The 25085-nt window shown below is 74.1% G+C and carries 27 protein-coding genes; 9 read left to right on the plus strand and 18 right to left on the minus strand.

Features of this window, described 5'->3' with window-relative positions:
* Positions 1-407: DAK2 domain-containing protein (locus KIK08_RS11570; protein ID WP_214403072.1), on the minus strand; the 407-nt coding region annotated here is incomplete at its 3' end.
* Positions 408-542: 135 nt separating this feature from the next.
* Between KIK08_RS11570 and rpmB the strand changes: the two genes are divergently transcribed.
* Positions 543-734 (plus strand): 50S ribosomal protein L28, encoded by a 192-nt coding sequence (gene rpmB / locus KIK08_RS11575; RefSeq protein ID WP_214403073.1) that lies wholly within the window; start codon positions 543-545, stop codon positions 732-734.
* Between the two features lie 136 nt (positions 735-870).
* Here rpmB and KIK08_RS11580 read toward each other — a convergent pair whose 3' ends face one another.
* The 14 genes from KIK08_RS11580 to KIK08_RS11645 form a co-directional block, all read right to left on the minus strand.
* Complete coding sequence (locus KIK08_RS11580; RefSeq protein ID WP_214403074.1) at positions 871-1548, minus strand: uracil-DNA glycosylase; 678 nt, start codon at positions 1546-1548, stop codon at positions 871-873.
* 31 nt (positions 1549-1579) lie between these two features.
* Entirely contained in the window at positions 1580-2104 is a 525-nt protein-coding gene (locus KIK08_RS11585; RefSeq protein WP_214403075.1) for a gamma carbonic anhydrase family protein, read from the minus strand.
* An 11-nt stretch (positions 2105-2115) separates the two neighbouring features.
* On the minus strand, positions 2116-2463 hold the full coding sequence (gene mnhG / locus KIK08_RS11590; RefSeq protein ID WP_214403095.1) for a monovalent cation/H(+) antiporter subunit G: 348 nt from the start codon (positions 2461-2463) through the stop codon (positions 2116-2118).
* Between the two features lie 5 nt (positions 2464-2468).
* A complete protein-coding gene (locus tag KIK08_RS11595; RefSeq protein WP_214403076.1) occupies positions 2469-2735 on the minus strand; it encodes a monovalent cation/H+ antiporter complex subunit F in 267 nt (88 codons plus the stop codon).
* The gene (locus KIK08_RS11600) at positions 2732-3298 is read right to left on the minus strand and encodes a Na+/H+ antiporter subunit E (protein WP_214403077.1); all 567 of its coding nucleotides are present in this window, start codon (positions 3296-3298) and stop codon (positions 2732-2734) included. The genes KIK08_RS11595 and KIK08_RS11600 overlap by 4 nt, the downstream gene beginning before the upstream one ends.
* Positions 3295-4830, minus strand: coding sequence for a Na+/H+ antiporter subunit D (locus tag KIK08_RS11605; RefSeq protein ID WP_308257589.1), 1536 nt, complete (start codon positions 4828-4830; stop codon positions 3295-3297). The genes KIK08_RS11600 and KIK08_RS11605 overlap by 4 nt, the downstream gene beginning before the upstream one ends.
* Positions 4827-5339 (minus strand): Na(+)/H(+) antiporter subunit C, encoded by a 513-nt coding sequence (locus tag KIK08_RS11610; RefSeq protein WP_214403078.1) that lies wholly within the window; start codon positions 5337-5339, stop codon positions 4827-4829. The genes KIK08_RS11605 and KIK08_RS11610 overlap by 4 nt, the downstream gene beginning before the upstream one ends.
* On the minus strand, positions 5336-5917 hold the full coding sequence (locus KIK08_RS11615) for an MnhB domain-containing protein (protein WP_214403079.1): 582 nt from the start codon (positions 5915-5917) through the stop codon (positions 5336-5338). Before KIK08_RS11615 ends, KIK08_RS11610 begins: the two co-directional genes overlap by 4 nt.
* Positions 5914-8271 (minus strand): hydrogen gas-evolving membrane-bound hydrogenase subunit E, encoded by a 2358-nt coding sequence (gene mbhE, locus KIK08_RS11620; protein ID WP_214403080.1) that lies wholly within the window; start codon positions 8269-8271, stop codon positions 5914-5916. Before mbhE ends, KIK08_RS11615 begins: the two co-directional genes overlap by 4 nt.
* A gap of 381 nt (positions 8272-8652) precedes the next feature.
* Positions 8653-8922 carry a hypothetical protein gene (locus KIK08_RS11625; protein WP_214403081.1) on the minus strand — a complete coding sequence of 90 codons (270 nt, stop codon included), beginning with the start codon at positions 8920-8922 and terminating at the stop codon, positions 8653-8655.
* A 25-nt stretch (positions 8923-8947) separates the two neighbouring features.
* On the minus strand, positions 8948-10627 hold the full coding sequence (locus tag KIK08_RS11630; protein ID WP_214403097.1) for a sodium:solute symporter family protein: 1680 nt from the start codon (positions 10625-10627) through the stop codon (positions 8948-8950).
* Between the two features lie 110 nt (positions 10628-10737).
* On the minus strand, positions 10738-11190 hold the full coding sequence (locus tag KIK08_RS11635; RefSeq protein ID WP_214403098.1) for a GNAT family N-acetyltransferase: 453 nt from the start codon (positions 11188-11190) through the stop codon (positions 10738-10740).
* Positions 11191-11291: 101 nt separating this feature from the next.
* The gene (locus KIK08_RS11640; protein WP_308257590.1) at positions 11292-13439 is read right to left on the minus strand and encodes a malate synthase G; all 2148 of its coding nucleotides are present in this window, start codon (positions 13437-13439) and stop codon (positions 11292-11294) included.
* Between the two features lie 316 nt (positions 13440-13755).
* Entirely contained in the window at positions 13756-13905 is a 150-nt protein-coding gene (locus tag KIK08_RS11645) for a hypothetical protein (protein ID WP_214403083.1), read from the minus strand.
* Positions 13906-14290: 385 nt separating this feature from the next.
* On the opposite strand from KIK08_RS11645, the gene KIK08_RS11650 reads away from it, so the two are divergent.
* The 5 genes from KIK08_RS11650 to KIK08_RS11670 all read left to right on the plus strand — a co-directional run bounded on the left by KIK08_RS11650 (position 14291) and on the right by KIK08_RS11670 (position 20751).
* Complete coding sequence (locus KIK08_RS11650) at positions 14291-15745, plus strand: FAD-linked oxidase C-terminal domain-containing protein (RefSeq protein WP_214403084.1); 1455 nt, start codon at positions 14291-14293, stop codon at positions 15743-15745.
* A 70-nt stretch (positions 15746-15815) separates the two neighbouring features.
* Positions 15816-16940, plus strand: coding sequence for an FAD-binding oxidoreductase (locus KIK08_RS11655; RefSeq protein WP_214403085.1), 1125 nt, complete (start codon positions 15816-15818; stop codon positions 16938-16940).
* Positions 16937-18274, plus strand: a complete 1338-nt coding sequence (locus KIK08_RS11660; protein WP_308257591.1) for a (Fe-S)-binding protein — start codon at positions 16937-16939, stop codon at positions 18272-18274. Before KIK08_RS11655 ends, KIK08_RS11660 begins: the two co-directional genes overlap by 4 nt.
* Positions 18275-18327: 53 nt before the next feature.
* Positions 18328-18963 (plus strand): SRPBCC family protein, encoded by a 636-nt coding sequence (locus KIK08_RS11665; RefSeq protein WP_214403086.1) that lies wholly within the window; start codon positions 18328-18330, stop codon positions 18961-18963.
* 117 nt (positions 18964-19080) lie between these two features.
* Positions 19081-20751 (plus strand): L-lactate permease, encoded by a 1671-nt coding sequence (locus KIK08_RS11670; RefSeq protein WP_250556805.1) that lies wholly within the window; start codon positions 19081-19083, stop codon positions 20749-20751.
* A 5-nt stretch (positions 20752-20756) separates the two neighbouring features.
* Here the strand turns inward: KIK08_RS11670 and KIK08_RS11675 are convergent, their stop codons facing one another.
* Entirely contained in the window at positions 20757-21737 is a 981-nt protein-coding gene (locus KIK08_RS11675) for a thiamine-phosphate kinase (RefSeq protein WP_214403087.1), read from the minus strand.
* Positions 21738-21814: 77 nt separating this feature from the next.
* Here KIK08_RS11675 and KIK08_RS11680 point away from each other — a divergent pair, with 77 nt between their 5' ends.
* The 3 genes from KIK08_RS11680 to KIK08_RS11690 are packed head-to-tail and all read left to right on the plus strand — an operon-like array spanning position 21815 to position 23340.
* Positions 21815-22051: an Lrp/AsnC family transcriptional regulator gene (locus tag KIK08_RS11680; RefSeq protein ID WP_214403101.1), complete on the plus strand. Its 237-nt coding sequence runs from the start codon at positions 21815-21817 to the stop codon at positions 22049-22051.
* Positions 22052-22082: 31 nt separating this feature from the next.
* Positions 22083-22652: a DUF3515 domain-containing protein gene (locus KIK08_RS11685; RefSeq protein WP_250556807.1), complete on the plus strand. Its 570-nt coding sequence runs from the start codon at positions 22083-22085 to the stop codon at positions 22650-22652.
* A gap of 19 nt (positions 22653-22671) precedes the next feature.
* Positions 22672-23340, plus strand: coding sequence for a metal-dependent transcriptional regulator (locus KIK08_RS11690; RefSeq protein WP_214403088.1), 669 nt, complete (start codon positions 22672-22674; stop codon positions 23338-23340).
* A 7-nt stretch (positions 23341-23347) separates the two neighbouring features.
* Here KIK08_RS11690 and KIK08_RS11695 read toward each other — a convergent pair whose 3' ends face one another.
* Together KIK08_RS11695 and KIK08_RS11700 are read right to left on the minus strand one after the other, a co-directional pair.
* Positions 23348-23785, minus strand: coding sequence for a hypothetical protein (locus KIK08_RS11695; protein ID WP_214403089.1), 438 nt, complete (start codon positions 23783-23785; stop codon positions 23348-23350).
* A gap of 45 nt (positions 23786-23830) precedes the next feature.
* Entirely contained in the window at positions 23831-24931 is a 1101-nt protein-coding gene (locus tag KIK08_RS11700) for a D-alanine--D-alanine ligase family protein (RefSeq protein WP_214403090.1), read from the minus strand.
* Between the last annotated feature and the right edge of the window lie 154 nt (positions 24932-25085).

Raw genomic sequence — 25085 nt, forward strand, 5'->3', positions numbered from 1 at the left:
CGGGTGACCGCCGCGGTGGCCAGCAGGTGCGCCCGGCACAGCGCGTCGGCGAGCACCCCGCCGCCCCCGGCCTGCCCGCCGCCCGCGGCCACGGCCTCGGCCACCCCGCGCATCACCTGCGACAGGATGATCCCGGAGTTGCCCCGCGCCCCGCGCAGCGCGCCCGCGGCCAGCGCGTTCGCCACCCGGCTGGTGCGCTCGGGGCCGCCCGGGCCCTGCCGGGCGTCGCCGGCCGGGGGCACCGCCTCGGCCGCGGAGCGCATGGTGAGCAGCAGGTTCGTGCCCGTGTCGCCGTCCGGGACCGGGAAGACGTTGATCCGGTCGATCTCCGCCCGGTGCCGCTCCAGGGCCTGCGTCGCGGCCCGCACCCAACCGGTGAGCAGGGCGGAATCCAGGGTCGGGGGCACGACGGCGAGGGTAGCGACCGGGCGGTGTGCGGGCCCGCGGGCTGCGCGGGTACTCTGGCCTTCCGACACGGGTTCCCTGGCATTGCGCTCGGGGCGACCCGGAATCTTGGTCGTCTATCCCTAGGAGTGTCCGACGTGGCTGCCGTTTGCGACGTCTGCGGCAAGGGTCCGGGCTTCGGCATGTCCGTCTCGCACTCGCACCGCCGCACCCACCGCCGGTGGAACCCGAACATCCAGACCGTGCGCGCCGCGGCCGGCGGGGGCAACCGCCGCCGCATGAACGTCTGCACCTCCTGCCTGAAGGCGGGCAAGGTGGCGCGCGCCTGACCGCAGACCCGAACGAGCCCGGGCCGGCCCCGCCGACCCGGGCTCTTCGCTGTCCGCACACCCCACCCCTCGCCGTCCGCGGCCGCCCGATGTCAGGAGCGGGCGGGGAGACGCGGGCGGCGGGGGTGGGAGTGGGCTAGGGGAGCTTCCAGTCGACGGGGTCGCCGCCGATCTCCTCCAGCATCTGGTTGACCCGGCTGAACGGGCGCGACCCGAAGAACCCGCGGGCGGCCGACATCGGGCTCGGGTGCGCGGACTCGACGACCGGGACGTCGGTCAGCCACGGCTTCAGGCTCGCCGCGTCGCGCCCCCACAGGATCGCCACCAGCGGCTCGGCATCGCGGGCGACGAGCGCCTTGATGGCCTGCTCGGTGACCTTCTCCCAGCCCTTGTTGCGGTGCGAGCCGGACTTGCCCGGCTCGACGCTGAGCACCCGGTTGAGCAGCAGCACGCCCTGCTCGGTCCACGGCGTCAGGTCGCCGTTGGACGGCGCGGGGTGGCCCAGGTCGTCGCTGTACTCGCGGAAGATGTTCTGCAGCGACATCGGGATCGGGCGGGTCTGCGGGGCCACCGAGAACGACAGCCCGATGGCGTTGCCCGGGGTCGGGTAGGGGTCCTGGCCGACGATCAGCACGCGGACCTCGTGGAAGGGCTGGGTGAACGCGCGCAGCACGTTCTTGCCGGCGGGCAGGTAGCGCCGGCCGGCGGCGATCTCGGCGCGCAGGAAGTCGCCCATCTCGGCGATCACCGGGGCGACCGGCTCCAGCGCCTCGGCCCACCCCGCCTCGACCACCTCGTGCAACGGACGGGCCATGGGGTCTCCTCGGGTCGTTCGGGAATCGGGGTCAGTCGGGGAGCCTGCGCAGCTCGGCGCGGTAGCGCTTGCCGCGCGCGACGTAGGACTCGACGGTCGCGGCGTTGCGCTCCGGGGACACCTCGTGGCCCTCGCGGACCCGGGCGGGCACGCCGAGCGCCATCCGGCGCGCGGGCACCGCGAACCCGGGCGCGACGACGGCGCCGGCGGCGACCACGGCCCCCGCGCCGACGCTGGCGCCGTTGAGCACCACCGAGCCCGACGAGATGAGCGCGTCGTCGGCGATGGTGGCGCCCTCGATGTGCGCGTTGTGCCCGACCGTCACCCGCGAGCCGATGATCGTCGGCTCGCGGCGCGTGCAGTGCACGACCGTGCCGTCCTGGATGCTCGTGCGCTCGCCGACCTCGACGCGGCCGCCGTCGCCGCGCAGGACGGCGGTGGGCCACACCGTGGACTCCGCGCCGATCCGCACCTTGCCGATCACCACGGCGTCCGGGTGGACGTAGGCGTCGGGGTGGATGTCGGGTTCGTCGTCGCCGAGCGCGTAGACGGGCACGGCAGGGCAGCCTATTGGGGCGGCGGCTCCGCGGCGCGGCGACCCCGCTCGGCCAGCTCGTCGACGACGAGCACCTCGGGCCGCACGGCCCCGCTGAGGTAGGCCGAGCGGCCGACCAGCTGCGAGATCACCGGCGAGGTGATCACCTGGAACAGCGCCACCAGCACCAGCGTCACCGCGCTGTCCACGGGCACCCGCATGGCGGTGCCGGCCAGGATCAGGAACAGCCCGAGGGTCTGCGGCTTCGTGGCGGCCTGCAGCCGGGAGAGCATGCTGGGCAGGCGCAGCAGGCCGACCGCGCCGAGCAGGCAGGACAGCGCCCCGAGCAGCATCAGGCACGCGGAGACGATGTCGGCCACCCCGGTCACCGGTGCCGCTCCCGCCGCTCGACGAGCCGGGCCGCGGTGATGGAGCCGACGAACCCGATCAGCGCGACCGCGGCCAGCAGCGGGATGTTCGACCCGTCGCGGTAGAAACCGATGTAGACCGCCGCCGCGGCCACGATCAGCACGACGAACACGTCGAGCGCGACGACCCGGTCGAGGGCGTCGGGCCCGCGCAGCAGCCGCACCAGGGTCAGCGCCCCGGCCAGCGCGAGCATCCCGAGCACGACGATGTAGAGGACGTTCACCGCTCCCCCTCCCCGGCCGCGGCGCGGGCCTGCTCCTCCGGCGTGCCGAACGCGGCCAGCACCCGCCGCTGCACGTCCAGCACCTGCCGGCGGGTCCGCTCGACGTCGGCCTCGTCGCGCGGACCGAGCGAGTAGGCGTACCAGACGCCCTGGTCGGCGGCGAAGTGCAGGACCGCCGTGCCGGGCGACAGCGTCACCGCGCTGGCCAGCAGTGTGGCCACCCGGTCCGACGAGCTGTACAGCGGCACCTCCAGGATCGTCCCCCTGGCCCGCGGGCCGTAGCGCAGGACCTGCCAGCTGACCCCCACCGTGGACACGACGAGGTCGTAGACCAGGAAGCCGACGAGGCCGAGCACGCGCAGCGGGCGCACCGGGATCGGGTCGGTGGCCGGGGGCATCGGGAACAGCCGGGTGACGGCCAGCGCCACGAGCACCCCACCGACGATCGTCTGCACCGTGAAGGTGCCCCACAGCAGCACCCACACCAGGGTCAGCCAGCAGATGCGGGGCAACTGGTCGCGCCAGCCGGCGCGCCCGGCCCGGGGCCGCGGGCCGTCGCTCACGGCGCACCCCCCAGTACGGCGACCCGGTAGGGCCCGCGGTCGAGCAGGTCGGTGCCGGCCCGGTCGGTGATCTCGGTGAGCGGCCCGGCGAACACCGCGATCGCCAGGCTCACCGCGACCAGGCCCGCGGTGGCGGCGTACATCGGGGCCGCCGTGGCCGCGGTGCCGACCACGACCTCGTCGTCGGGGTCGTCGTCGGGCAGCGGGGGCCGGGGTTCGCCCCAGAACACCCGCACCCACACCCGTACGAGCGCGACGAGGGTGAGCAGGCTGGCCACCATCACCACGGCGGCGACCGCGACCGCGGCGTTCCCGACGCCGACCCCGGCCTCCAGCAGGGCGAGCTTGGCCACGAACCCGGCGGTGGGCGGCAGTCCGGCCAGGGTCATCGCGGGGATCGCGAACAGCACCGCCAACCCGGGCGCGGTGCGCGCGAGCCCGCCCATCTGGTCCAGCGCGACCGTGCCGGTCCGGCGCGTGATCAGACCGCTGACCAGGAACAGCGTGGCCAGCACCGTGATGTGGTGGGCGGCGTAGAGCGCGGCGCCGCCGACGCCCTCCGGGTCGAACACGGCGAGCCCGAACAGCATGAACCCGATGTGGCTGACCAGCAGGAACGACAGCAGCCGGTTGAGGTCGTTCTGGGCCAGCGCGCCCAGCGCCCCGACCAGCATCGTGGCCACGGCGAGCACGAGCATCAGCATCCACGGCTCGTCGCGGCTGAACAGCAGCGTCTGGGTGCGCAGCAGCGCGTAGAAGCCGACCTTGGTGAGCAGGCCGGCGAACAGCGCGGCCACCGGGCCGGGCGCGTTGGGGTAGCTGTCGGGCAGCCAGAAGTGCAGCGGCACGATCGCGGCCTTGATCCCGAAGACCACCAGCAGCATCAGGCCCAGGACGGTGCGCAGCTCGCCGGGCAGCGCGTCCATGCGCCCGGCCAGGTCGGCCAGGTTGACCGTGCCGGTGGCCGCGTAGACCAGCGCGATGGCGGTCAGGAACAGCAGCGAGGACATCAGGCTGACGGTCACGTAGGTCATGCCGGCGCGGACGCGGGTGGCCGAGGTGCGCCGGCTGATCAGCACGTAGGAGGCGGTCAGCATCACCTCGAACGCCACGAACAGGGTGAACAGGTCGCCGGTCAGGTAGGCCAGCGACACCCCGGCCGAGAGCATCAGGTACATCGGGTGGAACGTGGTGCTGGCGGTGCCGCGGCCGTAGTCGGCGATGCGCTGGTCGATCGCGTAGACCAGCACGGCCAGCGTGACCAGCGACGACACCAGCAGCAGCAGGGCGGAGAGCCGGTCGGCGACCAGCGCGATGCCCACCGGGGCCGCCCAGCCGCCGAGGGAGGCGACGACAGGCCCGCTCGTGTCGGCCATGACGAGCAGCACCGCGGCCAGCGCGGCCACGGCGGCCAGCACCACGATGCCGACGACGCGCTGCAGCATGGCCGACCGCGCGAAGACGACGCTGACCGCGGCGCCGAGCAGCGGCAGCAGCACCGGCAGCGTGATGATCGTGCTGGCGGCGTTCACGGCCGCTCCCGCTCACCGGTGGCGGTGGCCTCGACCGCGTCGTCGGTGCTCGCGACGCGGTCGCCGGCACCGCTGTCGGCGCTGTCGTCGCTGTCGTCGCTGTCGTCGCCGTCGCCCTCGTCGGACCCCAGCCCGACCGGGTCGGCCTTCTGCCGGCCGATGCGGCGGTCCTCGACGTCGTCCTGCACCTCGTCGTGCCCGACCAGCACGAAGGAGCGGTAGCCGAGCGCGAGCAGGAAGGTGGTCAGCGCGAAGGTGATCACGATGGCGGTCAGGGCGAGCGCCTGGGGCAGCGGGTCGGCCATCGCCGCCGGGTCGGTGCCGACGATGGGCGGGCGCGCCGGCGGTCCCCCGGCCAGTTGCAGCAGCAGGTTGCTGGCGTGGCCGAGCACGACCACGCCGATCAGCACGCGCATCAGCGAGCGCGAGAGCAGCAGGTAGAAGCCGACGGCGTAGAGCACGGCGACCGTCACGGCCATGGTCAGGTTGATCGTCGGGACGATGATCATGATTCGGGCTGCTCCCCCGCCTCGTCCAGGTCGCGCTCGATGCCCGTGCCCAGCGAGCGCAGCAGTTCCAGGACGACGCCGACGATCAGCAGGTACACACCCACCTCCAGGAGCAGGCTGGTCTGCACCTCGATCGTGCCGAGCACCGGCAGCGTCACGCCGAGCTTGGCGCTCTCCAGCACCCCCAGCCCGAACGCGAGCGGCAGCAGCGCGCTGAGCACGGCCACCGCCATGCCGGTGCCGAACACCGTCGGCGGGCGGACGACCCGACCGGTGCCGAGGTCGCCCCCGCCACCGGCGATGTGGCGCAGCACGAACGCCAGCCCTGCGACGAGCCCGGCGGAGAACCCCCCGCCGGGGCCGTAGTGGCCGACCAGCAGCAGGTAGACCGAGAACACCAGCACGGTCGGGAAGACGGCCCGGGTGGTGATCTCCAGCAGCAGCGAGCGGTGCTGGCGGCCCCGGCAGTCGCCGTTGAGCAGCCACGGCTGGCTCGGCCCGTCCCAGGTCGACGCCACGCCGCCGCCGTCGGCGTCCGCGGAACCGGCCCGGTCGGCCCGGTCGTCGGGGTCGGTCATCCCAGCACCTCCCGCTCGTGGTCCGGACCGCTCTGGCCGCTGCTCACCTGCTCGCGCCCGGACTCGCGCTTGCGCCGGGTGTCGTAGCGGGTGGCCAGCACCAGGCTGCTCACGCCCGCCGCGGCGATGAACAGCACGCCGATCTCGCCGACGGTGTCCAGCGCCCGGAAGTCGACGATGATCGCGCTGACCACGTTGTTCGCGCCGGCCCCTTCCGGCGCCAGCCGGACGAACTCGCCGCTGGCCACGGCGGGCCCGACGCGCGCCGCGGACAGCACGACCGCGATGCCGGCCACGGTGATCCCGCCGACGGCGGCGATCAGCAGCCGCGGCAGCCGCGTGAGCCAGGTCGGGCGCCGCTCGGTGAAGTGCGCGGGCAGCCGGCGCAGCACGAAGACGAACGCCACCATCGACAGCGTCTCCACCAGGAACTGGGCCAGCGCCAGGTCGGGGGCGCCGTCGATGATGAACAACCCGCCGACCCCGTAGCCGATGACGCCGACGAGCAGCACCGCGGTGAACCGGCGGTGCGAGCGGGTCAGCGCGAGCGCGGCGACCACGACCACCAGCGCCAGCGGCACCTGCACGAGCGCGTCGTAGACCGGCTGGTCGGCCGGCCACTGCCCGGCGACCACGGCGGCCACCCCCGGCAGCAGGATGAAGGTCACGAGGATGACGCCCAGGTAGACGGGCAGCGAGCCGGCCTGCAACCGACCGGTGACGACGAGCGCCAGGCGGCTGACGCCGTCGACGGTGCTCCGGTAGCCGCGCTGGGCGTCCACCGGGCTGTGGTGCGAGAGCGCGTCGACGGTGGCGCGGGCGCGGTGCAGCAGCAGGCCGCCCCCGATGGCGAGGGCGGAGAACAGCAGCGGGATGTTGAAGCCGTGCCAGAGCGCCAGGTGGTAGCCGTGCTCGTCGGGGTAGGCCGCGGCGTAGGGCATGACCAGCAGGTCGACCAGCACGTACGCCCCGCCCAGGACGAGGCCCGCGACGGCGCACAGCCAGATCGGCCCGGTCAGCAGGGCCCCCGGCCGGTGGTGCACGACGGTCGCCTCGACGCCGGGCTTGGTCGCGAACGCGCCCCACAGGAACCGGGCGCTGTAGGCCGCGGTCAGCATCGACCCGGCGAGCAGCCCGAACGCCACCAGGTAGCCGCGCGCACCGCCCTCGTCGACGAACGCCTCGAAGGCGGCCTCCTTGCCGATGAAGCCCAGCAGGGGCGGCAGCCCGGCCATCGAGGCGGCGGCGAGGGCGGCGGCCACGGCCGTGCCGGGCAGGGCGGTGCGCAGCCCGGAGAGCTTGCGCAGGTCGCGGGTGCCGGTGGCGTGGTCGATCGTGCCCACGGTGAGGAACAGCGGGGCCTTGAACAGCGCGTGCGCCAGCAGCATCGCCGCCCCGGCCAGCGCGGCGGTGCGGTCGCCTGCGCCCAGCAGCACCATGAGGAAGCCGAGTTGGCTGACGGTGCCGAACGCGAGCACCTTCTTGAGGTCGGTCTCGCCGAGCGCGCGCCAGCCGCCCACCAGCATCGTGCCCAGCCCGACGACCACGACCGGTGCCCACCAGACGGCCAGGTCGGCGAAGCCGGGTGAGAGCCGGGCCACCAGGTAGACGCCGGCCTTCACCATCGACGCGGCGTGCAGGTACGCGCTGACCGGGGTGGGCGCGACCATGGCGGCGGGCAGCCAGGGGTGGAAGGGCAGCTGCGCGGACTTGGTGAACGCCCCGAGCAGCACGAGGACCAGCGCCACCGGCACCAGCCCGCCGCGCGGCGGGTCGGCCAGGATCTCCGAGATCCGGTAGGTGCCGGCGGCCTGCCCGAGCAGCACGAAGCCGAGCAGCATGGCCAGCCCGCCGAACACCGTCACCAGCAGGGCCTGCACCGCGGCCCGCCGCTCGGCGCGGCGCTCGCCGCCCTGCCCGACCAGCAGGAACGACGCGATGGAGGTGAGCTCCCAGAACACGTAGAGGGTGAGCAGGTCGTCGGCGAGGACGAGGCCGAGCATCGCGCCTGCGAAGGCGAGCAGCAGGGCGGCGCTGCGGGTGGCCTGCGGGGAGTCGCGGTCGAAGTAGCCGATGCTGTGGACGAGGATCACCGCGCCCACGCCGCTGACCAGGATGATCATGACCAGGGCCAGCGCGTCGAGCCGGAACGACAGCGTCAGCCCGAGCGCGGGCGCCCAGGCGACCGACTCCGTGACGCCACCGCCGAGCGCCGGCCCGGTCTGCGAGAACGCCCAGAGCAGGGCCACCGACGGCGGCAGCGCGGCCACGGCGAAGGCGGCCGGCCGGCTGCGCGCCGAGACCAGCGGCAGCAGCCCGGCCAGCACGAGGTGGGCGACGACGAGCGCGAGCAACTCCCACCTCCGGCGGTCGGTCGGTTCCGCGACGGGCGACCGCTGCCCATCGGGCGGCGGTCAGCGAGGGCGATCCTTGCCCGGTCGCGCCGACGCCGCTCGGCGGCGCCGCGGGGTCACCCGCCGATGTGGACGAATCGGGCGGGGTCGTTGGCGGCGACACTACCGGACCGGCGGTCGTGAGCGGGTTCACGGCGCAGTACTGGAACGATCCAGAAGATCGTCGCGCTGTACCTGGCGTGATGACCGAGAAGCGAACCAGCACCCGCATCCGCCGCGTCCTGCGCCGCCTCGACGCCTGGACCCTGACCGTCTTCAACCCCTACCTGCACTCCGACCACCGCTGAGCGAACGCTCGTCCGCCCCGGCCTCGGTGACGCCTCAGTGACCCGGTCGCGACTCCGCGTCGGCGACCTCCGAGGCCGAGGGCACCACCGGCGGGCGCAGCCACACCCACAGCACGAACACGGCCGCCAGCACCAGCATCGCGATCCCGGTCCAGAGTTTGAGCGCGACGCCGCCGGCCTTCTCCAGGTCGGCCGGGCTGGTCGCGGCCAGCCCGAGCACGGTCAGCACCAGCCCGTACACCCCGAACAGCAGCGCGATAACCGACCGCAGGTCGAACAGGGCCGCCAAGGTCGAGGCCTTCATCTCTTCTCCTCCTCGTCGACCGGGCTCAGGGGACCAGCAGGTAGAGCAGGACGGTCAGGGCGAGCACCAGACCGCCCAGCAGCACCGGCGAGCGGAACCAGCCGGCGTCGTCGCCGGTGGTCTCGTGCCGGCGGCTCTCCTTCGGGGTCAGCTGCCAGACCAGCCCCACCAGCTCGGCCTCCGGCTTGGGCGCGGTGACCACGGTGACCACCGCGGCCACGGCGATGCCGAACACGAACGCCGCGCTGGCCCCGATGAACGCCCCGGCCTGTGCGGACACCGCCAGCACCCCGGTGCGCACCAGCACGTCGACCACGATCGCGGCCAGCGTCCCGGAGACCAGGCCGGTCCAGCCCGCGGTGCCGGACATGCGCTTCCAGAACAGCCCCAGGATGAAGATCGCGAACAGCGGGGCGTTGAAGAAGCTGAACAGCGACTGGATGTAGTCCATCAGGTTCTGGTAGCTGCCGGCGATGAACGCCGTGCCGATCGCCAGCACGCAGCCGATCACCGTGACCGCGCGCCCCACCCGCAGGTAGTACGCGTCCTCCCGGCCGGGGCGGATCCAGTCCTGCCAGAGGTCGTAGGTGAACACGGTGTTCAGCGAGCTGACGTTGGCCGCCATGCCGGCCATGAACGCGGCCAGCAGGCCGGCGACCGCCACCCCGAGGATGCCGTTCGGCAGCACCTCGCCCATCAGCAGCGACAGCGAGTTGTTGTAGGTCACGTCGCTCTCGCCGCCGGCCTTGAGCGTGGTGAGCTGCGGGACGAGCACCGCGGCGACCATGCCCGGGATCACGATCACCAGTGGGATCAGGGCCTTGGGGAACGCGCCGATGATCGGGGTGCGCCGGGCGGCGGACATGCTCTTGGCCGACAGCGCGCGCTGCACCTCGGCGAAGTTGGTGGTCCAGTAGCCGAAGGACAGCACGAACCCGAGCCCGAACACGATGCCCAGCACCGACAGGAACGCGTTGGGTATCTCGGTCAGCGTGGTGCCCGGCCAGGACGACAGCTCCTCGACACCGCCGACCTCGGTGATCCGCTCCTTCAGCCCGTTCCACCCGCCGACCCTGGCCAGCCCGGCCACCGTCAGCGGGATCAGCAGCGCCAGGATCACGAAGAACTGCAGCACCTCGTTGTAGATGGCCGCCGACAGCCCGCCGAAGAACGTGTAGCTCAGCACCACCAGCGCGGCCAGCGGGATGGCCACCTGCAGCGGCCAGCCGAGCAGCGCCTCGATCACCAGGCCCAGCGAGAACAGGTTGACCCCGGCGATCAGCACCGAGGCCAGCGCGAAGCTGACCGCGTTGACCCGCTGGGTGGTGGGGTTGAACCGCATGCGCAGGAACTCCGGCACGCTGCGGGCCTTGGAGCCGTAGTAGAAGGGCATCATCACGATGCCCAGGAAGACCATCGCCGGGATGGCGCCGACCCAGTAGTAGTGCACGGTCGGGATGCCGTACTGGGCGCCGTTGGCGGTCATCCCGATCAGCTCGATCGCACCCAGGTTGGCCGCGATGAACGCCAGCCCGGTGACCCACGCCGGCAGCGACCGACCCGACAGCAGGAAGTCCAGGCTGGAGGAGATGGACCGGCGCGCGATGAGCCCGATGCCCAGCACCAGCACGAAGTAGAACGCCACGAGCACGTAATCGAGCGTCGAGACGTCCAGTCGCAGATCGGTCTGCGCCAGCACCATGATGCCCACCCACCCCTCCCGCACCGCAGCGTGCGCCGGAATCTTGCGCGCAGCGGACGATCGGCGCCACAGGAAGCGCGCGATCGTGTCCACGACCGTCCGATGTGGCGGAACTAGTGGTCCGAACGGCCGATCGGCTCGATCGACTTGGCGAAGCAGCGGCTGTTCGGGTAGTCGCGGTACGTCCCGAAGTTCGGCATGCGCTCGTAGCCGGAGCTCAGGTACAGCGCGATCGCCTCGGGCTGCGCGGTGCCGGTCTCCAGGACGCACCGCAGCCGCCCGGCGGCGGCCGCGGAGCGCTCCAGCCCGGCGAGCAACGCGCGGGCGAACCCGCGGCCGCGGTGGGCCTCCCGCACGTACATGCGCTTGATCTCGGCGTCGCCCGGGCGCAGCGCCGGGTCGCCGCCGTCGCGGGCCCGCCAGCCGCCGCAGGCCACCGGCTCGTCGTCGGACCAGGCGATGAGGAACCGGCCGCGCGGCGGCGCGAACTCGGCGGTGTCCACCGGGGTGGCGTCGCCCTCGTCGCCGTAGCGCTGCTGGTAGAACCGCTGCAGCTCGTCGATCATCTCCAGCGCGAGCGGGTGGTCGAACGGGGTCGGGCGCAGGTCGAGAGTGGTCCGCACATCGGTATGCTCACCCGTCGACCCGCCCCCGCGCACGCGCCTTCTCAGCCGCGCGCCTTGGCCTTCTGCCGCCAGCCGGTCAGCGCGCGCTCGGTGTAGCCGTTGGGCTCGGCGCGCCCGGAGAACACCAGCTCCAGCGCGGCCTGGAAGGACTCGCTGCCCTCCAGGTCCTCGGCCATCGGCCGGTAGCCCGGCTCCTTGGCGTTCTGCTCGTCGACCAGGGCCGCCATGCGGGCGAAGGTCTCGCGGACCTCGTCCTCGCCGACCAGGCCGTGGTGCAGCCAGTTGGCGATCAGCTGGCTGGAGATGCGCAGCGTGGCGCGGTCCTCCATGAGCCCGACGCCCTCCAGGTCGGGCACCGTGGAGGCGCCGATCCCCAGCCCGACCCAGCGCACCACGTAGCCCAGGATCGACTGGGCGTTGGTCTCCAGTTCATGCCGACGCTCGTCGGCGGTGAGCTCGCGGTCGAGCACCGGCACGACCAGCAGCCGGCGCCGGTCGGTGCGCCGATCGGCCAGCTCCTTCTGCCGGGCCAGCACGTCGGTGCGCAGGTAGTGCAGGGCGTGCACGGTGGCCGCGGTCGGCGAGGGCACCCAGGCGCAGTTCGCGCCGGCCTGCGGGTGGGCCTGCTTGGTGGCCAGCAGCTCGGCCATGGCCGCCGGCTTGGCGAACATGCCCTTGCCGATCTGGGCCTTGCCCTCGAACCCGGCGGCCAGCGCCACGTCGACGTTGCGGTCCTCGTAGGCGGTGAGCCACGCGGTGGACTTCATGTCGTTCTTGCGGACCACCGGCCCGGCCTCGAAGTCGGTGTGGATCTCGTCGCCGGTGCGGTCCAGGAACCCGGTGTTGACGAAGATGCAGCGGTCCTGGGCGGCGGCGATGCAGGCGTCGAGGGTCAGCGAGGTGCGCTTCTCCTCGTCCATGATGCCGATCTTGAGGGTGCCGTGGTCGAGGCCGAGTGCCTGCTCGACGGCGCCGAACAGCTCCGCGGTGAGCGCGACCTCGTCGGGCCCGTGCTGCTTGGGCTTGACGATGTAGACCGAGCCGGCGCGGGAGTTGCGGTAGCGGCCCAGCCCCCGCAGGTCGTGCAGGGCCGCGGTGGCGCAGACCAGCGCGTCCAGCACGCCCTCGGCGACCGGCTGGTCGTCGGCGGCGCGCACGGCGTCGGTGCTCATGTGGTGGCCGACGTTGCGCACGAGCATCAACGAGCGGCCCGGCAGCACCAGCTCGGAGCCGTCGGGGGCGGTGTAGGTGCGGTCGCCGTGCACCGCGCGCTCGACGGTCTTTCCGCCCTTCTCGAAGGTGGCGGTGAGCGCGCCGGTCATCAGCCCGAGCCAGGTGCGGTAGGCGTGCGCCTTGTCCTCGCCGTCGACCGTGGCGACCGAGTCCTCCAGGTCGACGATCGTGGTGACGGCTGACTCCAGCACGACGTCGGCGACGCCGGCGTGGTGCTGGCGGCCCACCCGGTGCTCGGCGTCGACGGTCAGCTCGACGTGCAGGCCGTTGCGGCGCAGCAGGACGGCGGTCGGCGCGTCGGCGTCGCCGGCGTACCCGGCGAACTGCGCCCCGTCGGCCAGGCCGGTCTCCCCGCCCGCGGTGCGCACGACGAGCGCGCCGTCACGCACGGCGTAGGCGGTGGCGTCGGCGTGGCTGCCCTCGGCGAGGCCGAAGAGCTCGTCGAGCAGACGGTCGGCCTCGGCGATGACCTGGGCGCCGCGGCGCTCGTCGTAGCCTGCGCCGAGCTGGTAGCCGGGCTCGATGTCGTCGAGGGACAGCACGTCGGTGCCGTAGAGGGCGTCGTAGAGCGAGCCCCACCGGGCGTTGGCGGCGTTGAGCGCGTAGCGCGGGACGGTGGCCGGCACCACCAGCTGCGGGCCGGGCACGGTGGCGATCTCGTCGTCGACGTTCGTGACGGTGAGCCGCGGCCGGGCCGGGGAGACCAGGTAGCCGATCGAGTTCAGGAAGGACTCGTACTCGGCGGGGTCGCCCGCGCGGTGCTCGCGGTGCCAGGCGTCGATCTGGCGGGCGAACTCGTCGCGCTTCGCGAGCAGCTCGGCGATCCGGGGCGCGAACCGCTGCTGCAGCTCGGCCAGGACCGACCAGAAGCGGTCGGGCTCCAGGTCGAGCCCGACCAGCAGCTCGTCGGCCACGAAGGCCTCCAGCGCCGGGTCGATCCGCAGGTCCGCGCTCACCGTGCTCACCGTCCTCTTCTGGACTCCGGGTGGGGCTGTCTCGCCCACTTTTCTATCAGACGGACTTACTTTTCCGCATTGCGGAATCGAGGCAGGCGAATCCGACCCGGGTCCGGACGTGCGGGTCGTGCCCCGGGCAGCGTCCGCCGCCAGGTCCGCACCTTCCTCCACGCCGGCTACCCGCGCCAGTCGTCAGCGCGGGGTCCCGGGGGCGACGCGGGGGCGTCCGTGCACCCGGCTCACGACCACCCGACCCACGGCACCCACTCGGGGGGGTCGAGCGGCTGCGCATGACAGCGCGTGACCGGCGACCGGCTCAGCGCAGGGCGCTCCAGGGCACCGCGACACCGGCGACGACGGCCGGCGAGAGGGCTCCGGTCAGCGCGAGGACCAGCGCGATCGCCGCGGCCAGCAGCAACGACAGCTGCAGGATCCGGCGAGGTCCCAGGAACCGTCGAGGTCGCACGGTCGCCTCCGGAGCGGGTCGGTGTCCGACGCCCCGCGAACGGGTCGAGGCGGCGGCGTCGGACTCCAAGGTAGTTGGTTGCGGTGTCACCCGTTCGGGCGGCCCCGCCGTCGCGGCGGGTCGCGGCGGAAGCCGCTCCGGCCGAGTCGACGGCCCCGTCGCTCCAGCAGAACGCGCGGCTCCCGCAGCGACCGCGCGAGTCGGCCCGAATCCGCTGAACGGGCCGTCGGGCTGCATGGGCTGCTCCTCGTGACCATCGGGCGCACCGCCCGCCACCCCTTCCGGAGGTCAGCCGGAAGGCCGCGGACACCGGCGGGGCGCCCCCGCGCCACGTACGCTCCGCACCAGCACGATCCCGGCCCGAGCGAGCGCGAGGGGTGATCCGATGACACTGGACGGCGTGGTCCGGAAGGCCTTCGAGGAGGCGCTGGACCCCCGGGACGTCATCTCCGACCCGGTCCGCTGCCGGGCCTACGAGTGCGACGGGCTGACCGGGTACCGGGTGACCCCCGACCTGGTCCTGCTCCCCCGCGACGCCGCGCAGGTCGCGGCCGCCGTGCGGGTGTGCGCCGAGCACGGCGTCCCGTTCGTGGCCCGCGGCGCCGGCACCGGGCTCTCCGGCGGGGCGCTGCCGGTCGCCGACGGCGTGGTGATCAGCCTGGCCCGGTTGAAGCGGGTGCTGGAGGTCGACCCGGTCGACCGGCGGGCCGTCGTGGAGCCGGGGGTGACCAACCTGGAGATCACCGCGGCCGCGGCCCCGCACGGGCTGTACTACGCGCCCGACCCGTCCAGCCAGCAGGTCTGCACGATCGGCGGCAACGTCGCGGAGAACTCCGGCGGCGCGCACTGCCTCAAGTACGGCTTCACCACCAACCACGTGCTCTCCTGCGAGGTGGTGCTGCCCGACGGCTCGCTGGTCACCCTGGGCAGCGACAGCGGCGAGCAGGCCGGCCCCGACCTGCGCGGGGTGTTCCTCGGCTCGGAGGGCACGCTCGGCATCACCACGAAGATCACCGTGCGGCTGCTGCGCGCCCCGGAGTCGGTGCGCACGCTGCTGGCCGACTTCCCGTCGATCACCGCGGCCGGCGACGTGGTCTCCGACGTCGTCGCGGCCGGCATCGTGCCGGCCGCCGTGGAGATGATGGACACCCTCGCCATCGAGGCCGCCGAGCAGGCCGTGCACGCCGGCTACACCGTGGGCGTCCCGGCGGCGCTGGTCGTCGAGCTGGACGGACCGGCCGCCGAGTGCGACGTGCAGTTCGAGCAGGTCAAGGAGATCTGCGAGCGGCACGGCTGCACCCGGCTGCACATCGCCGGTTCCGCCGAGGAGCGGGCGGCGATCTGGCGGGGCCGCAAGGCCGCCTTCGCCGCCGTCGGGCGCATCTCGCCCGACTACTTCGTGCAGGACGGCGTCGTCCCCCGCACCCGCCTCGCCGAAGTGCTGGGCCGCATCGCCGCCATGGGCGACGAGGCCGGCCTGCGGGTGGCCAACGTCTTCCACGCCGGCGACGGCAACCTGCACCCGCTGGTGCTCTACAGCGCCGAGGCCGGGGAGACCGAGCGCGCGGAGCACCTCTCCGGGGCGATCGCCGAGCTGTGCGTGGAGCTGGGCGGCTCGCTGTCGGGCGAGCACGGCATCGGCACCGACAAGGCCTGCTCGATGCCGAAGATGTTCGGCGAGGAGGACCTGGCGACCATGCGCCGGGTCCGCTCGGCCTTCGACCCGGGCGGCATCTGCAACCCCGGGAAGGTGCTGCCCACGCCGCGGCTGTGCGGCGAGCGGCCCGGCAAGTACCGGCCGCACGCGCTGGAGGAGGCGGGGGTGATCGAGCGGCTATGAACGAGCTCGCGCGCGAACCATCGACACGGCGCCGCCACGGACCGCCGACCGAGCACAGCGAGGGAGTCCGGTGAGCACCTCCAGCTCCACGAGCGCCCGCCCGACCGATCTCAAGGCGGTGCGCGACACCGTCCTGGACACCGCGGGCACCATCGCGATCGCCGGGGCCGGCACCGCGGCCGGCTGGGCGGGCGACCTCGCGCCGGTCGACACCGTCCTGGACACGACCGGGCTGAGCGGCGTCATCGCCCACAACCCCGGCGACATGACGGTGGCGGTGCGCGCCGGCACCCCGCTGCGCGCGCTGCAGGAGGAGTTGTCGTCGCACGGCCAGCACGTGTCGTTCGACGCCGCCCGGGTGGCCGACGGGGCCACCGTCGGCGGCCTGGTCGCCACCGCGGACTCCGGGCCCGCTGCGCTGGTCTTCGGTTCCCTGCGCGACCTGGTCATCGGCGTGACGATCGTGCTGGCCGACGGGTCGGTGGCGCGCAGCGGCGGGCACGTGATCAAGAACGTGGCCGGCTACGACCTGGCCAAGCTGCTGCACGGCTCGTACGGCGCGCTCGGCGTGCTGGCCGAGGTGGTGCTGCGGCTGCACCCCGTGCCCCGGGGCGGCACGACGATCGCCCTGCCCTGCCCGCTCGACGGCGTGCACGAGCACGCGGCCCGGATCCTCGGCGGCCCGTACGAGCCGGCCGCGCTGGAGTGGATGTCCGCCGACGGCGGGCGGTTGCTCGTGCGACTGGAGGGCACGCTCGACGCCCTGCCCGCGCGCGAGGAGCGCATCCGCGAGCTGCTCGGTCCGCAGGCGACCCGGGCCGACGACGACGCGTGGGAGCAGCACGCCGCGCTCGTGCGGGGCTCCGGCCGGGGCGCCGTGCTGCGGGTCGGCGCGCGTCCCAGCCGGCTACCCGGACTGCTCGCCGGGCTGGGGTGCCAGGCGGCGACCGTCGGCCTCGGCACCGGCGTGGCCACCGTGGAGCTGCCCGTCGAGGCCGTCGCCGACGCCCACGCCACCGTGCACGCCGCGGGCGGCACGTCGGTGCTGCGGTACCGCCCCGACGGCGCGGGCGCGCCCGGCTGGGGGCCGGCGCCGTCGGCGGTGGCCGTGCTGGTCGCCCTCAAGCGAGAGCTCGACCCCGCGGGCCGGTTCGGGCCCGGCCGGTTCAGCCCCTGGATGGAAGGAGCCCAGTGACCACTCCCGCCGGATCCGCCGAGACCAACCTGCCGCAGACCGGGCCGAGCTCCTTCGACGAGCGGCGCCCGCCGGAGCGCGAACTGCTCGACGACTGCGTGCACTGCGGGTTCTGCCTGCCGACCTGCCCGACCTACCAGCTGTGGGGCGAGGAGATGGACTCCCCGCGCGGGCGGATCTACCTCATGGACCTGGCGAAGAAGGGCGAGATCGCCCTGGAGGGGCCGTTCACCGAGCACATCGACGCCTGCCTGGGCTGCATGGCCTGCGTGACGGCGTGCCCGTCGGGGGTGCAGTACGACCGGCTGCTGGAGTCGGTGCGCCCGCAGATCGAGCGCAACGTCGAGCGCGAGGTGGGCGACCGGCTCTTCCGCGACGCGATCTTCAGCCTGTTCCCGTACCGGCGCAGGCTGCGGGCCGCGGCGCTGCCCGGCGCGCTCTACCAGAAGCTGCGCCGGATCCCGGCGGTCGCCGCGCTCGCCGCGAAGCTGCCCGGCCGGCTCGCCGCGATGGAGTCGCTGCTGCCGCCGGTCACCGTGCGCGAGGCGTTCGCCCGGCTGCCCGTCTTCACCGCCGCGCAGGGCGAGCGCCGCGGGCGGGTGGCGTTGCTGTCGGGCTGCGTGCAGGACGTGTTCTTCCACCGGGTCAACGAGGCCACGGTGCGCGTGCTGGCCGCCGAGGGCTACGACGTCGTCGTCCCGCGCGACCAGCAGTGCTGCGGCGCGCTGGAGCTGCACGCCGGGCGCGAGGACCCGGCGCTGGGGCGGGCGAAGCGCACGATCGAGCGGTTCGCGCCGCTGGACGTCGACGCGGTGGTGACGAACGTGGCCGGCTGCGGGTCGTCGATGAAGGAGTACGGCCACCTGCTCGCCGACGACCCGGAGTGGGCGTCGCGGGCGGAGGCGTTCAGCGCGCGCGTGCGGGACGTGCACGAGGTGCTGGCCGAGGGCGAGCCGCGTGCAGCGCGACACCCGGTGCGGGCCCGGGTCGCCTACCACGACGCCTGCCACCTGGGGCACGCGCAGGGCGTGCGCGAGCAGCCCCGCGCGGTGCTGCGCAGCGTGCCGGGCGTCGAGCTGGTCGACATCCCGGAGGCCGCGCTGTGCTGCGGATCAGCGGGGATCTACAACATGATCTTCCCCGACGCCGCCGCCGATCTGGGCGCGCGCAAGGCCGACAACGTCCGGTCGGTGCGCCCGGACGTCGTGGTCACCGCGAACCCGGGCTGCCTGCTGCAGATCGGCAAGCACCTCGGCACGGACGGCGTGCCGTTGCTGCACCCGGTGCAGCTGCTGGACGCCAGCATGCGCGGGGTGCCGCTGCCCCGCACCTGACCCGACGTTTCGGGATTGACTTATATAAGCGTGAGCCGATAGCTTCTCCGGCCATGACCGACATCGACGTGGCCGGACAGCTGGCCGCGATCCACCGCGACGTCCAACTCAAGGCCGCGAGCACCGGGCCCGACGGCGGCGAGGTCGTCGCCGTGCTGCTGCGCCGCGAGTACACCGCCGACGCCGCCGACGTGTGGAACGCCCTCACCGACCCCGACCGCCTGCGGCGCTGGTTCCTGCCGGTCACCGGCGACCTGCGCCCCGGCGGCGCGTTCCAGACCGAGGGCAACGCCGGCGGCGAGATCCTCACCTGCGATGCGCCCCGGCTGCTGCGGGTGACCTGGGGCGACGCCGCCAGCATCGTGGCCCTGCGGCTCACCCCCGTCGACGACGACCGCACCACCGTCGAACTGGAGCACAGCGTGCCCCTGGCGATGGCCGGCAACGGAGCGGGCGCGTTCTACGTGGGACCCGGCTGGGACCTGGCGCTGATCGGGCTCGACCTGCACCTGACCGGGCACCCGGACGTGCAGGGGGTCGACAGCGGTCCGCAGGGACCGGAGATCGGGCGGGGGTCGACCGCGGCGTGGCGCGCGGCGGTGCAGGCCTCGGGCACGGCCACCCCGGAGGAGATCGACGCCGGGGAGTCCCTCGCACTCGCCCAGTTCGCCCCGACACCCCAATCCTGATCCCGGAGCGGACAGAGCGGGACGGAGTGGACAGAGCGGTACGAGCGGTACCGAGCACGTAGCACTGGGTGACGACAGCGCATGACGCGGGCGCCGAGTTGGCGCACACTCCCTGCCATGTCGATGATCCCCGCGGCGCTGGCGTCGCCATCGTCGGAGCTACTGGCCCAGTACCAGCAGGACCCGCAGGCCGTCGGCGGCTCGCTCGGGCTGTCCGCGCTGGTGTCGGTGCTGCCGCTGGCGGTCGTGCTGGTGCTGCTCGGCGTCGTCCGCGTGCGGGCGCAGTGGGCGGCGCTGGCCGGCCTGCTCACCGCGCTGGTCGTCGCCGTCGTCGGGTACGGGATGCCGGTCGGCACGTCGGTGCTCGCCGCGGCGCACGGGGCGCTGTTCGGGCTGTTCCCGATCATGTGGATCGTGGTGAACGCCCTGTGGGTGTTCAACATGACCGTGGCGACCGGGCACTTCGACGTGCTGCGGCGCAGCTTCGGGGCGCTCTCGATCGACGAGCGCACCCAGGCGATCCTGGTGGCGTTCTGCTTCGGGGCGCTGCTGGAGGCGCTGGCCGGCTTCGGCGCGCCGGTGGCGATCACCTCGGTGATGCTGGTGGCCCTGGGCTTCACGCCGATCAAGGCCGCCGTGGTGGCGCTGGTGGCCAACACCGCCCCCGTCGCGTTCGGCGCGATGGGCGTCCCGGTGATCACCCTGGCCCGGGTCACCGGGCTGCCGCTGGACCAGGTGGCGTCGATGGTCGGGCGGCAGACGCCGTTCCTGGCGCTGTTGGTGCCGCTGCTGCTGGTGTTCCTGGTCGACGGCAAGCGGGGGGTGCGCGAGGCCTGGGCGCCGGCGCTGGTGTGCGGCCTGGTGTTCGCGGTCGGCCAGTTCCTCACCTCGAACTTCCTGTCCGTGGAGCTGACCGACATCGTCGCCGCGCTGCTGAGCGCGCTCGCGGTGTTCGCGCTGGCCCGGGTGCGGCCGAACGCCGTGTGGGCGGCCCGCCGGCCGGCCATCGCCGGCGGTGGCGGCCCGGGCACCGCCGAGGCCCCGGACGCCCCCGCCGAGGTCCGCCGCGCCTACGCCCCGTACGTGATCATCATCGTGGTGTTCGCGCTGGCCCAGCTGCCGGGCATCAAGCCTGCCCTGGACGCGGTGAAGATCGCCTTCACGTTCCCCGGCCTGGACGTCGTCGACCCGGCCGGTGAGCCGCACAGCACGACGATGTACTCGCTGACCGCGATCAGCACGGCGGGCACCCTGATGCTGGTCGCCGGCGTCATCGTCGCGATCGTGCTCAAGGTCGGCGGCGGGCGCGCCCTGGCCACCTACGGCCGCACGCTCGACGAGCTGAAGTGGGCCATCCTCACCGTGGCCGGGGTGCTCGCGCTGGCCTACGTGATGAACGCGTCGGCGCAGACCACCTCCATCGGCCTGTTCGTGGCCGGCGCCGGGGGCGCGCTGGCGTTCCTGTCGCCCGTGCTCGGCTGGTTCGCCGTCGCCGTCACCGGCTCGGACACCTCGGCCAACGCCCTGTTCGGGTCGCTGCAGGTGACCGCGGCGCAGGGCGCCGGGCTGCCGCCCGAACTGCTCGCCGCGGCCAACTCGTCGGGCGGCGTGCTCGGCAAGATGCTCTCCCCGCAGAACCTCGCCATCGCCGCCGTGGCGGTCAAGCTGGAGGGCGGGGAGGGCGTGCTGCTGCGCAAGGTCGTCGGCTGGAGCCTGGGCCTGCTGGCCGTGCTGTCGGTCATCATCGCCCTGCAGGCCACCCCGGTGCTGGGCTGGATGCTGCCCTGAACGGGTCAGTGCTGGGGGAAGTGGGTCCAGCCCGGCGCGCCCTCGGTGTAGGGCCTGCCATCGACCAGCACGGCCGGGTCGCCCTCGGCGACCGTGCCCAGGACCGTCCAGCCCGGCGGCGGCTCCCCCGGGAACGTGGCGGCCAGCGCGTGGTCCTCGCCGCCGGTGAGCAGCCAGTGCAGCGGGTCGACGCCCAGTGCCGCGCCGACGTCGACCAGCCGGGGCGGGACGGTCAGCACGTCGGTGCGCACGTCGATCAGCACCCCGGAGGCCTTCGCGACGTGCCCGAGGTCGGCCAGCAGGCCGTCCGACACGTCGATCATCGAGGTGGCGCCGGCCGCGGCCGCCTGCGGGCCGGCCGCGTACGGCGGCTCGGGCACCCGGTGCGCCCCGACGACCACGGCGGGCGAGCGGAAGCCGCGGGCCAGCACGGCCAGGCCCGCCGCCGACCAGCCGAGCCGGCCGCGCACCGCGAGCACGTCGCCGGGCCGGGCCCCGGAGCGGGTGACGGGTTCGCGGCCCTGCAGGCTGCCGAGCGCGGTGATCGCGATGGTCAGCGTCGGCGAGGAGGCCACGTCGCCGCCGACGATGCCGGCCCCGGCCGATCCGGCTTCCGCCCACATCCCGTCGACCAGCTGGGACAGCGTGCTCACCGGCGTGGTGGGCGGGCAGGCCAGCGCGACCAGCAGCGCCGTCGGGGCGGCGCCCATCGCGGCCACGTCGGCCAGGTTGGCCGCGGCCGCCTTGCGCCCGATCTGCTCGGGGGCCGACCAGTCGAGCCGGAAGTGCACGCCCTCGACCAGCACGTCGGTGGTCGCGACGACGCGCCCGTCCGGGCTGGCGACCACCGCCGCGTCGTCGCCCGGGCCGAGCAGCGTCGTGGCGGGCTGCGCGCGGCCCGCGGTGACCCGGCCGATCAGGCCGAACTCGCCGAGTGTGCCGATCGTCTCGGTCGGCTCCGGATCCGGCGTCGACGATGGGGGCAACGGGGGTACCTCCGGTACGTTGGGCTTCCGACTTTCCTACCCGGACGGTTCGTGAGTTGTGGAAGGGGCACGCCGTGGTGGTGCAGGCATACATCCTGGTCCAGACGGAGGTCGGCAAGGCGGCCGCGGTGGCCGATCAGATCGGGGACATCGCCGGCGTGGTCTCCGCCGAGGACGTGACCGGACCCTACGATGTCATCGTCCGCGCCGAGGCCGCGGACGTGGATCAGCTCGGTCAGCTGGTGGTGGCGAAGGTGCAGGGCACGCCGGGGATCACCCGCACCCTCACCTGCCCCATCGTGCACCTGACCTGAGCACCGGCACGGGCGGGGGACCACGGCGGGCATGACGCGCACCACCCGCGAGCGGCCGGCGCTGCCGGTGCTGCTGGCCATCGCCCTGCCCGTGCTGCTCGCGGTCGTCGTGGCGGGCATCGGCATCGCCGGGCGGCTGGGCGTCGTCGCGCCGGCCGAGCAGCCCGTCGAGACGGGTCCGCTGGCCGTGGTCCCGGTCGACGCACCGGACGCCACCGGCCCGGAGTGCGCGGCGCTGCTGGCCGCGCTGCCCGCCGAGCTCGACGCCGCCGACGCCCCCCTGCCCGGGCGCCCGCTGGCCGAGCCCGCGCAGCCGGGGGTGCGGGCGTGGGCGGCGCTGCCGCGCCCGGTCGTGCTGCGCTGCGGGCTGCCCCGCCCCGTCGAGCTGACGCCCACCTCGGCGCTGCTGGAGGTCAACGGCGTGCAGTGGCTCCAGCTCGACGACGGCGTCCCCGACCCGGTCGTGATCAGCTACGTCGCCGTCGACCGGCCGGTCTACGCCATCGTCACCATCCCGCCCGCGCTGGGCAGCGGCCCGCTGCAGCAGCTTTCCGACGTCGTGCGCGCTGCCCTGCCCGCGACCACGGTCCGGGTGCGCTAGCCCGACTACGCTCTCGGGCATGGTCACCATGTCCCGGGCGACCGAGGACTACCTCAAGGCCATCTACCACGTGGCCCACCGCGGCCAGCCGGTCACCACCGGGCTGCTGGCCAGCGAGCTCGGCGTGTCCGCGCCGTCGGTCTCGGCGATGGTGCGCCGACTGGAGGACGGTGGCCTGCTGCAGCGCGCCGACAGCCGGGCCCTGCGGCTGACCGAGTCGGGCGAGCGGGCCGCGTTGCGCGTGGTGCGCCGCCACCGGCTGCTGGAGACGTTCCTGGCCCGGATGCTCGACGTCCCGTGGGACGAGGTGCACGCCGAGGCCGAGCAGCTGGAGCACGCGCTGAGCGAACGGCTGGAGGACCGCATCGCCGCCGCGCTCGGCCACCCCACCCACGACCCCCACGGCGACCCCATCCCGCCCCGCGACGGCCCGCACGAGGAGGGCTGGAGCGCCGCGCTGGACTCCGCGCCCACCGGCTGCCGGTTCGAGGTCGACCGCGTCTCCGATCGCGACAGCGCCGCCCTGCGCTACCTGGGCGAGCTGGGCGTCTTCCCCGGTGTGGTGGTCGACGTCGAGGAGCAGGAGCCCTTCGGCGGACCGCGCTGGGTGCGCGTCGAGGGCCGCCGCCACCCGCTGGGCGGTCCGCTCACGCGGTTGGTGCACGGGCGGGTGGTCGAGCCGGGGTGAGACCGCCCTACTCGGCGGCGGCGACCTCGGCGACCTCGCCGGCCACGACCTCCCGGCGGGCCACCCCGGTGACCGCGCTCTGCCCGGCGCGGTAGGCCAGCACCAGGTAGTCGCCCGCCGGGACGTCCGCCAGCAGCAGGGTGCCGGTGTCGGTGCAGCCGTCGCGCACGACGTCGTCGTCGACCACCTCCACGCAGAACGCCGCGATGGGCGCCCCGGTCATCGGGTCGGGCAGCGTCACCGAGAGCGAACCGGTCGGGGCCGGGGCGGCGGGCGAGGTGACGGTCGGGGTGGTGGTCGTCGGGCTGCCCGTGGCGGCGGACGCGAACGCCGTCGGCGCCGGGCCCTCGGCCGCGGCGGGCCGGCCGGGGTCGCCGAGGACGGTGACCGTGATGGACGCGGCCGCGGCGACCACCGCGGCGGCGACGAGGCGACGACGGCGCACGGCTGCGCTACCGGGCCGGCCGGGCGGGGACCCGCGGGTCGACGCTCACCGCAGGCCGGTCCCGCGCGCGATCGCGGTCTCGACCAGGGTGCTGAGCAGGGTCGGGTAGTCGACCCCGGTCACCGCCCACGCCCGCGGGTACATCGAGATCGGGGTGAACCCCGGCATGGTGTTGACCTCGTTGACGGTGGGCTCGCCGTCCGGGCCGACGAAGAAGTCGACGCGGGCCAGCCCCTGGCCGTCCAGCGCGCGGAACGCGGCGACCGCCATCTCCCGCAGGCGCTCGGCGACCGCGTCGTCGAGCTTGGCGGGGATGTCGAACTCGCAGACGTCGTCGAGGTACTTGGCGTCGAAGTCGTAGAACTCCGGCACGTGCCCGTCGCGCCCGACGATCCGGATCTCGGCCGGCACGCTGGCCCGCAGGGAGCCGTCGGGCAGCTCCAGCACGGCGATCTCCACCTCGCGGCCCGCGACCGCGGCCTCGACCAGCACCTTGGGGTCGTGCCGGCGGGCGGCGGCGACGGCGGCGTCGAGCTCGGCCCAGTCGGCGACCTTCGTGATGCCCACCGAGGAGCCGGCCCGGGCCGGCTTGACGAACACCGGAAGGCCCAGCCGCTCGCGCTGCCCGGCGGTCACCGCGTCGGCGCCGCGGCGCAGCACCACCGCGTCGGCGACCGGGAGCCCCTCGGCCACCAGCAGCTTCTTGGCGTACTCCTTGTCCATGGCGGCCGCGCTGGCCAGCACCCCGGCCCCGACGTAGGGCAGGCCGGCCATCTCCAGCAGGCCCTGGATGGTGCCGTCCTCGCCGAACGGGCCGTGCAGCACCGGGAAGACCACGTCCACGCCGCTGAACACCTCCCCGGCCCGGTCGGGTTCGAGCACGACCAGCCCGCCGCGGGTGGGGTCGCCGGGCAGGGCGAGCGCGGTGCGGGTCTCGTCGACCCGGGGCAGCTGCCGGTCGGTGATGACCAGCTCGCGGGGGTCGGCGGTGCCCAGCACCCAGGCGCCGTCCGGGGTGATGCCGACCGGCACCACCTCGAACCGCTCCGGGTCGAGGTGGCTCATCACGCTGCCGGCCGACACGCAGGAGATCGCGTGCTCGCTGCTGCGCCCGCCGAACACCACTGCCACCCGCACCTTGGTCATGGCGCGAGCGTAGGGCGGGCCCGCAACCAGCCCGGACGCGGCCCGGGAGGCCCGCGTACGCCAGTTGGCCACTTCGCAGAGTCCCCGTGGCCTCCGCAGGGGCTACGGCGCCTGCGAAGATCCCACCACCCCTGCGAAGACGCCTCAACCCCTG

It is taken from the genome of Pseudonocardia lacus (assembly GCF_018531445.1).
Classification (GTDB): Bacteria; Actinomycetota; Actinomycetes; order Mycobacteriales; family Pseudonocardiaceae; genus Pseudonocardia; species Pseudonocardia lacus.

Coding starts and splice junctions, on each gene's coding strand:
- KIK08_RS11635 (WP_214403098.1), bottom strand. CDS start 11,190: ATGATCGACGAGCTGCAGCGGTTCTACCAGCAGCGCTACGGCGACGAG.
- KIK08_RS11700 (WP_214403090.1), bottom strand. CDS start 24,931: ATGACCAAGGTGCGGGTGGCAGTGGTGTTCGGCGGGCGCAGCAGCGAG.
- KIK08_RS11625 (WP_214403081.1), bottom strand. CDS start 8,922: ATGAAGGCCTCGACCTTGGCGGCCCTGTTCGACCTGCGGTCGGTTATC.
- KIK08_RS11615 (WP_214403079.1), bottom strand. CDS start 5,917: ATGACCGACCCCGACGACCGGGCCGACCGGGCCGGTTCCGCGGACGCC.
- KIK08_RS11665 (WP_214403086.1), top strand. CDS start 18,328: ATGACCGACATCGACGTGGCCGGACAGCTGGCCGCGATCCACCGCGAC.
- KIK08_RS11670 (WP_250556805.1), top strand. CDS start 19,081: ATGTCGATGATCCCCGCGGCGCTGGCGTCGCCATCGTCGGAGCTACTG.
- KIK08_RS11580 (WP_214403074.1), bottom strand. CDS start 1,548: ATGGCCCGTCCGTTGCACGAGGTGGTCGAGGCGGGGTGGGCCGAGGCG.
- KIK08_RS11610 (WP_214403078.1), bottom strand. CDS start 5,339: ATGATCATCGTCCCGACGATCAACCTGACCATGGCCGTGACGGTCGCC.
- KIK08_RS11685 (WP_250556807.1), top strand. CDS start 22,083: ATGACGCGCACCACCCGCGAGCGGCCGGCGCTGCCGGTGCTGCTGGCC.
- KIK08_RS11690 (WP_214403088.1), top strand. CDS start 22,672: ATGGTCACCATGTCCCGGGCGACCGAGGACTACCTCAAGGCCATCTAC.
- KIK08_RS11650 (WP_214403084.1), top strand. CDS start 14,291: ATGACACTGGACGGCGTGGTCCGGAAGGCCTTCGAGGAGGCGCTGGAC.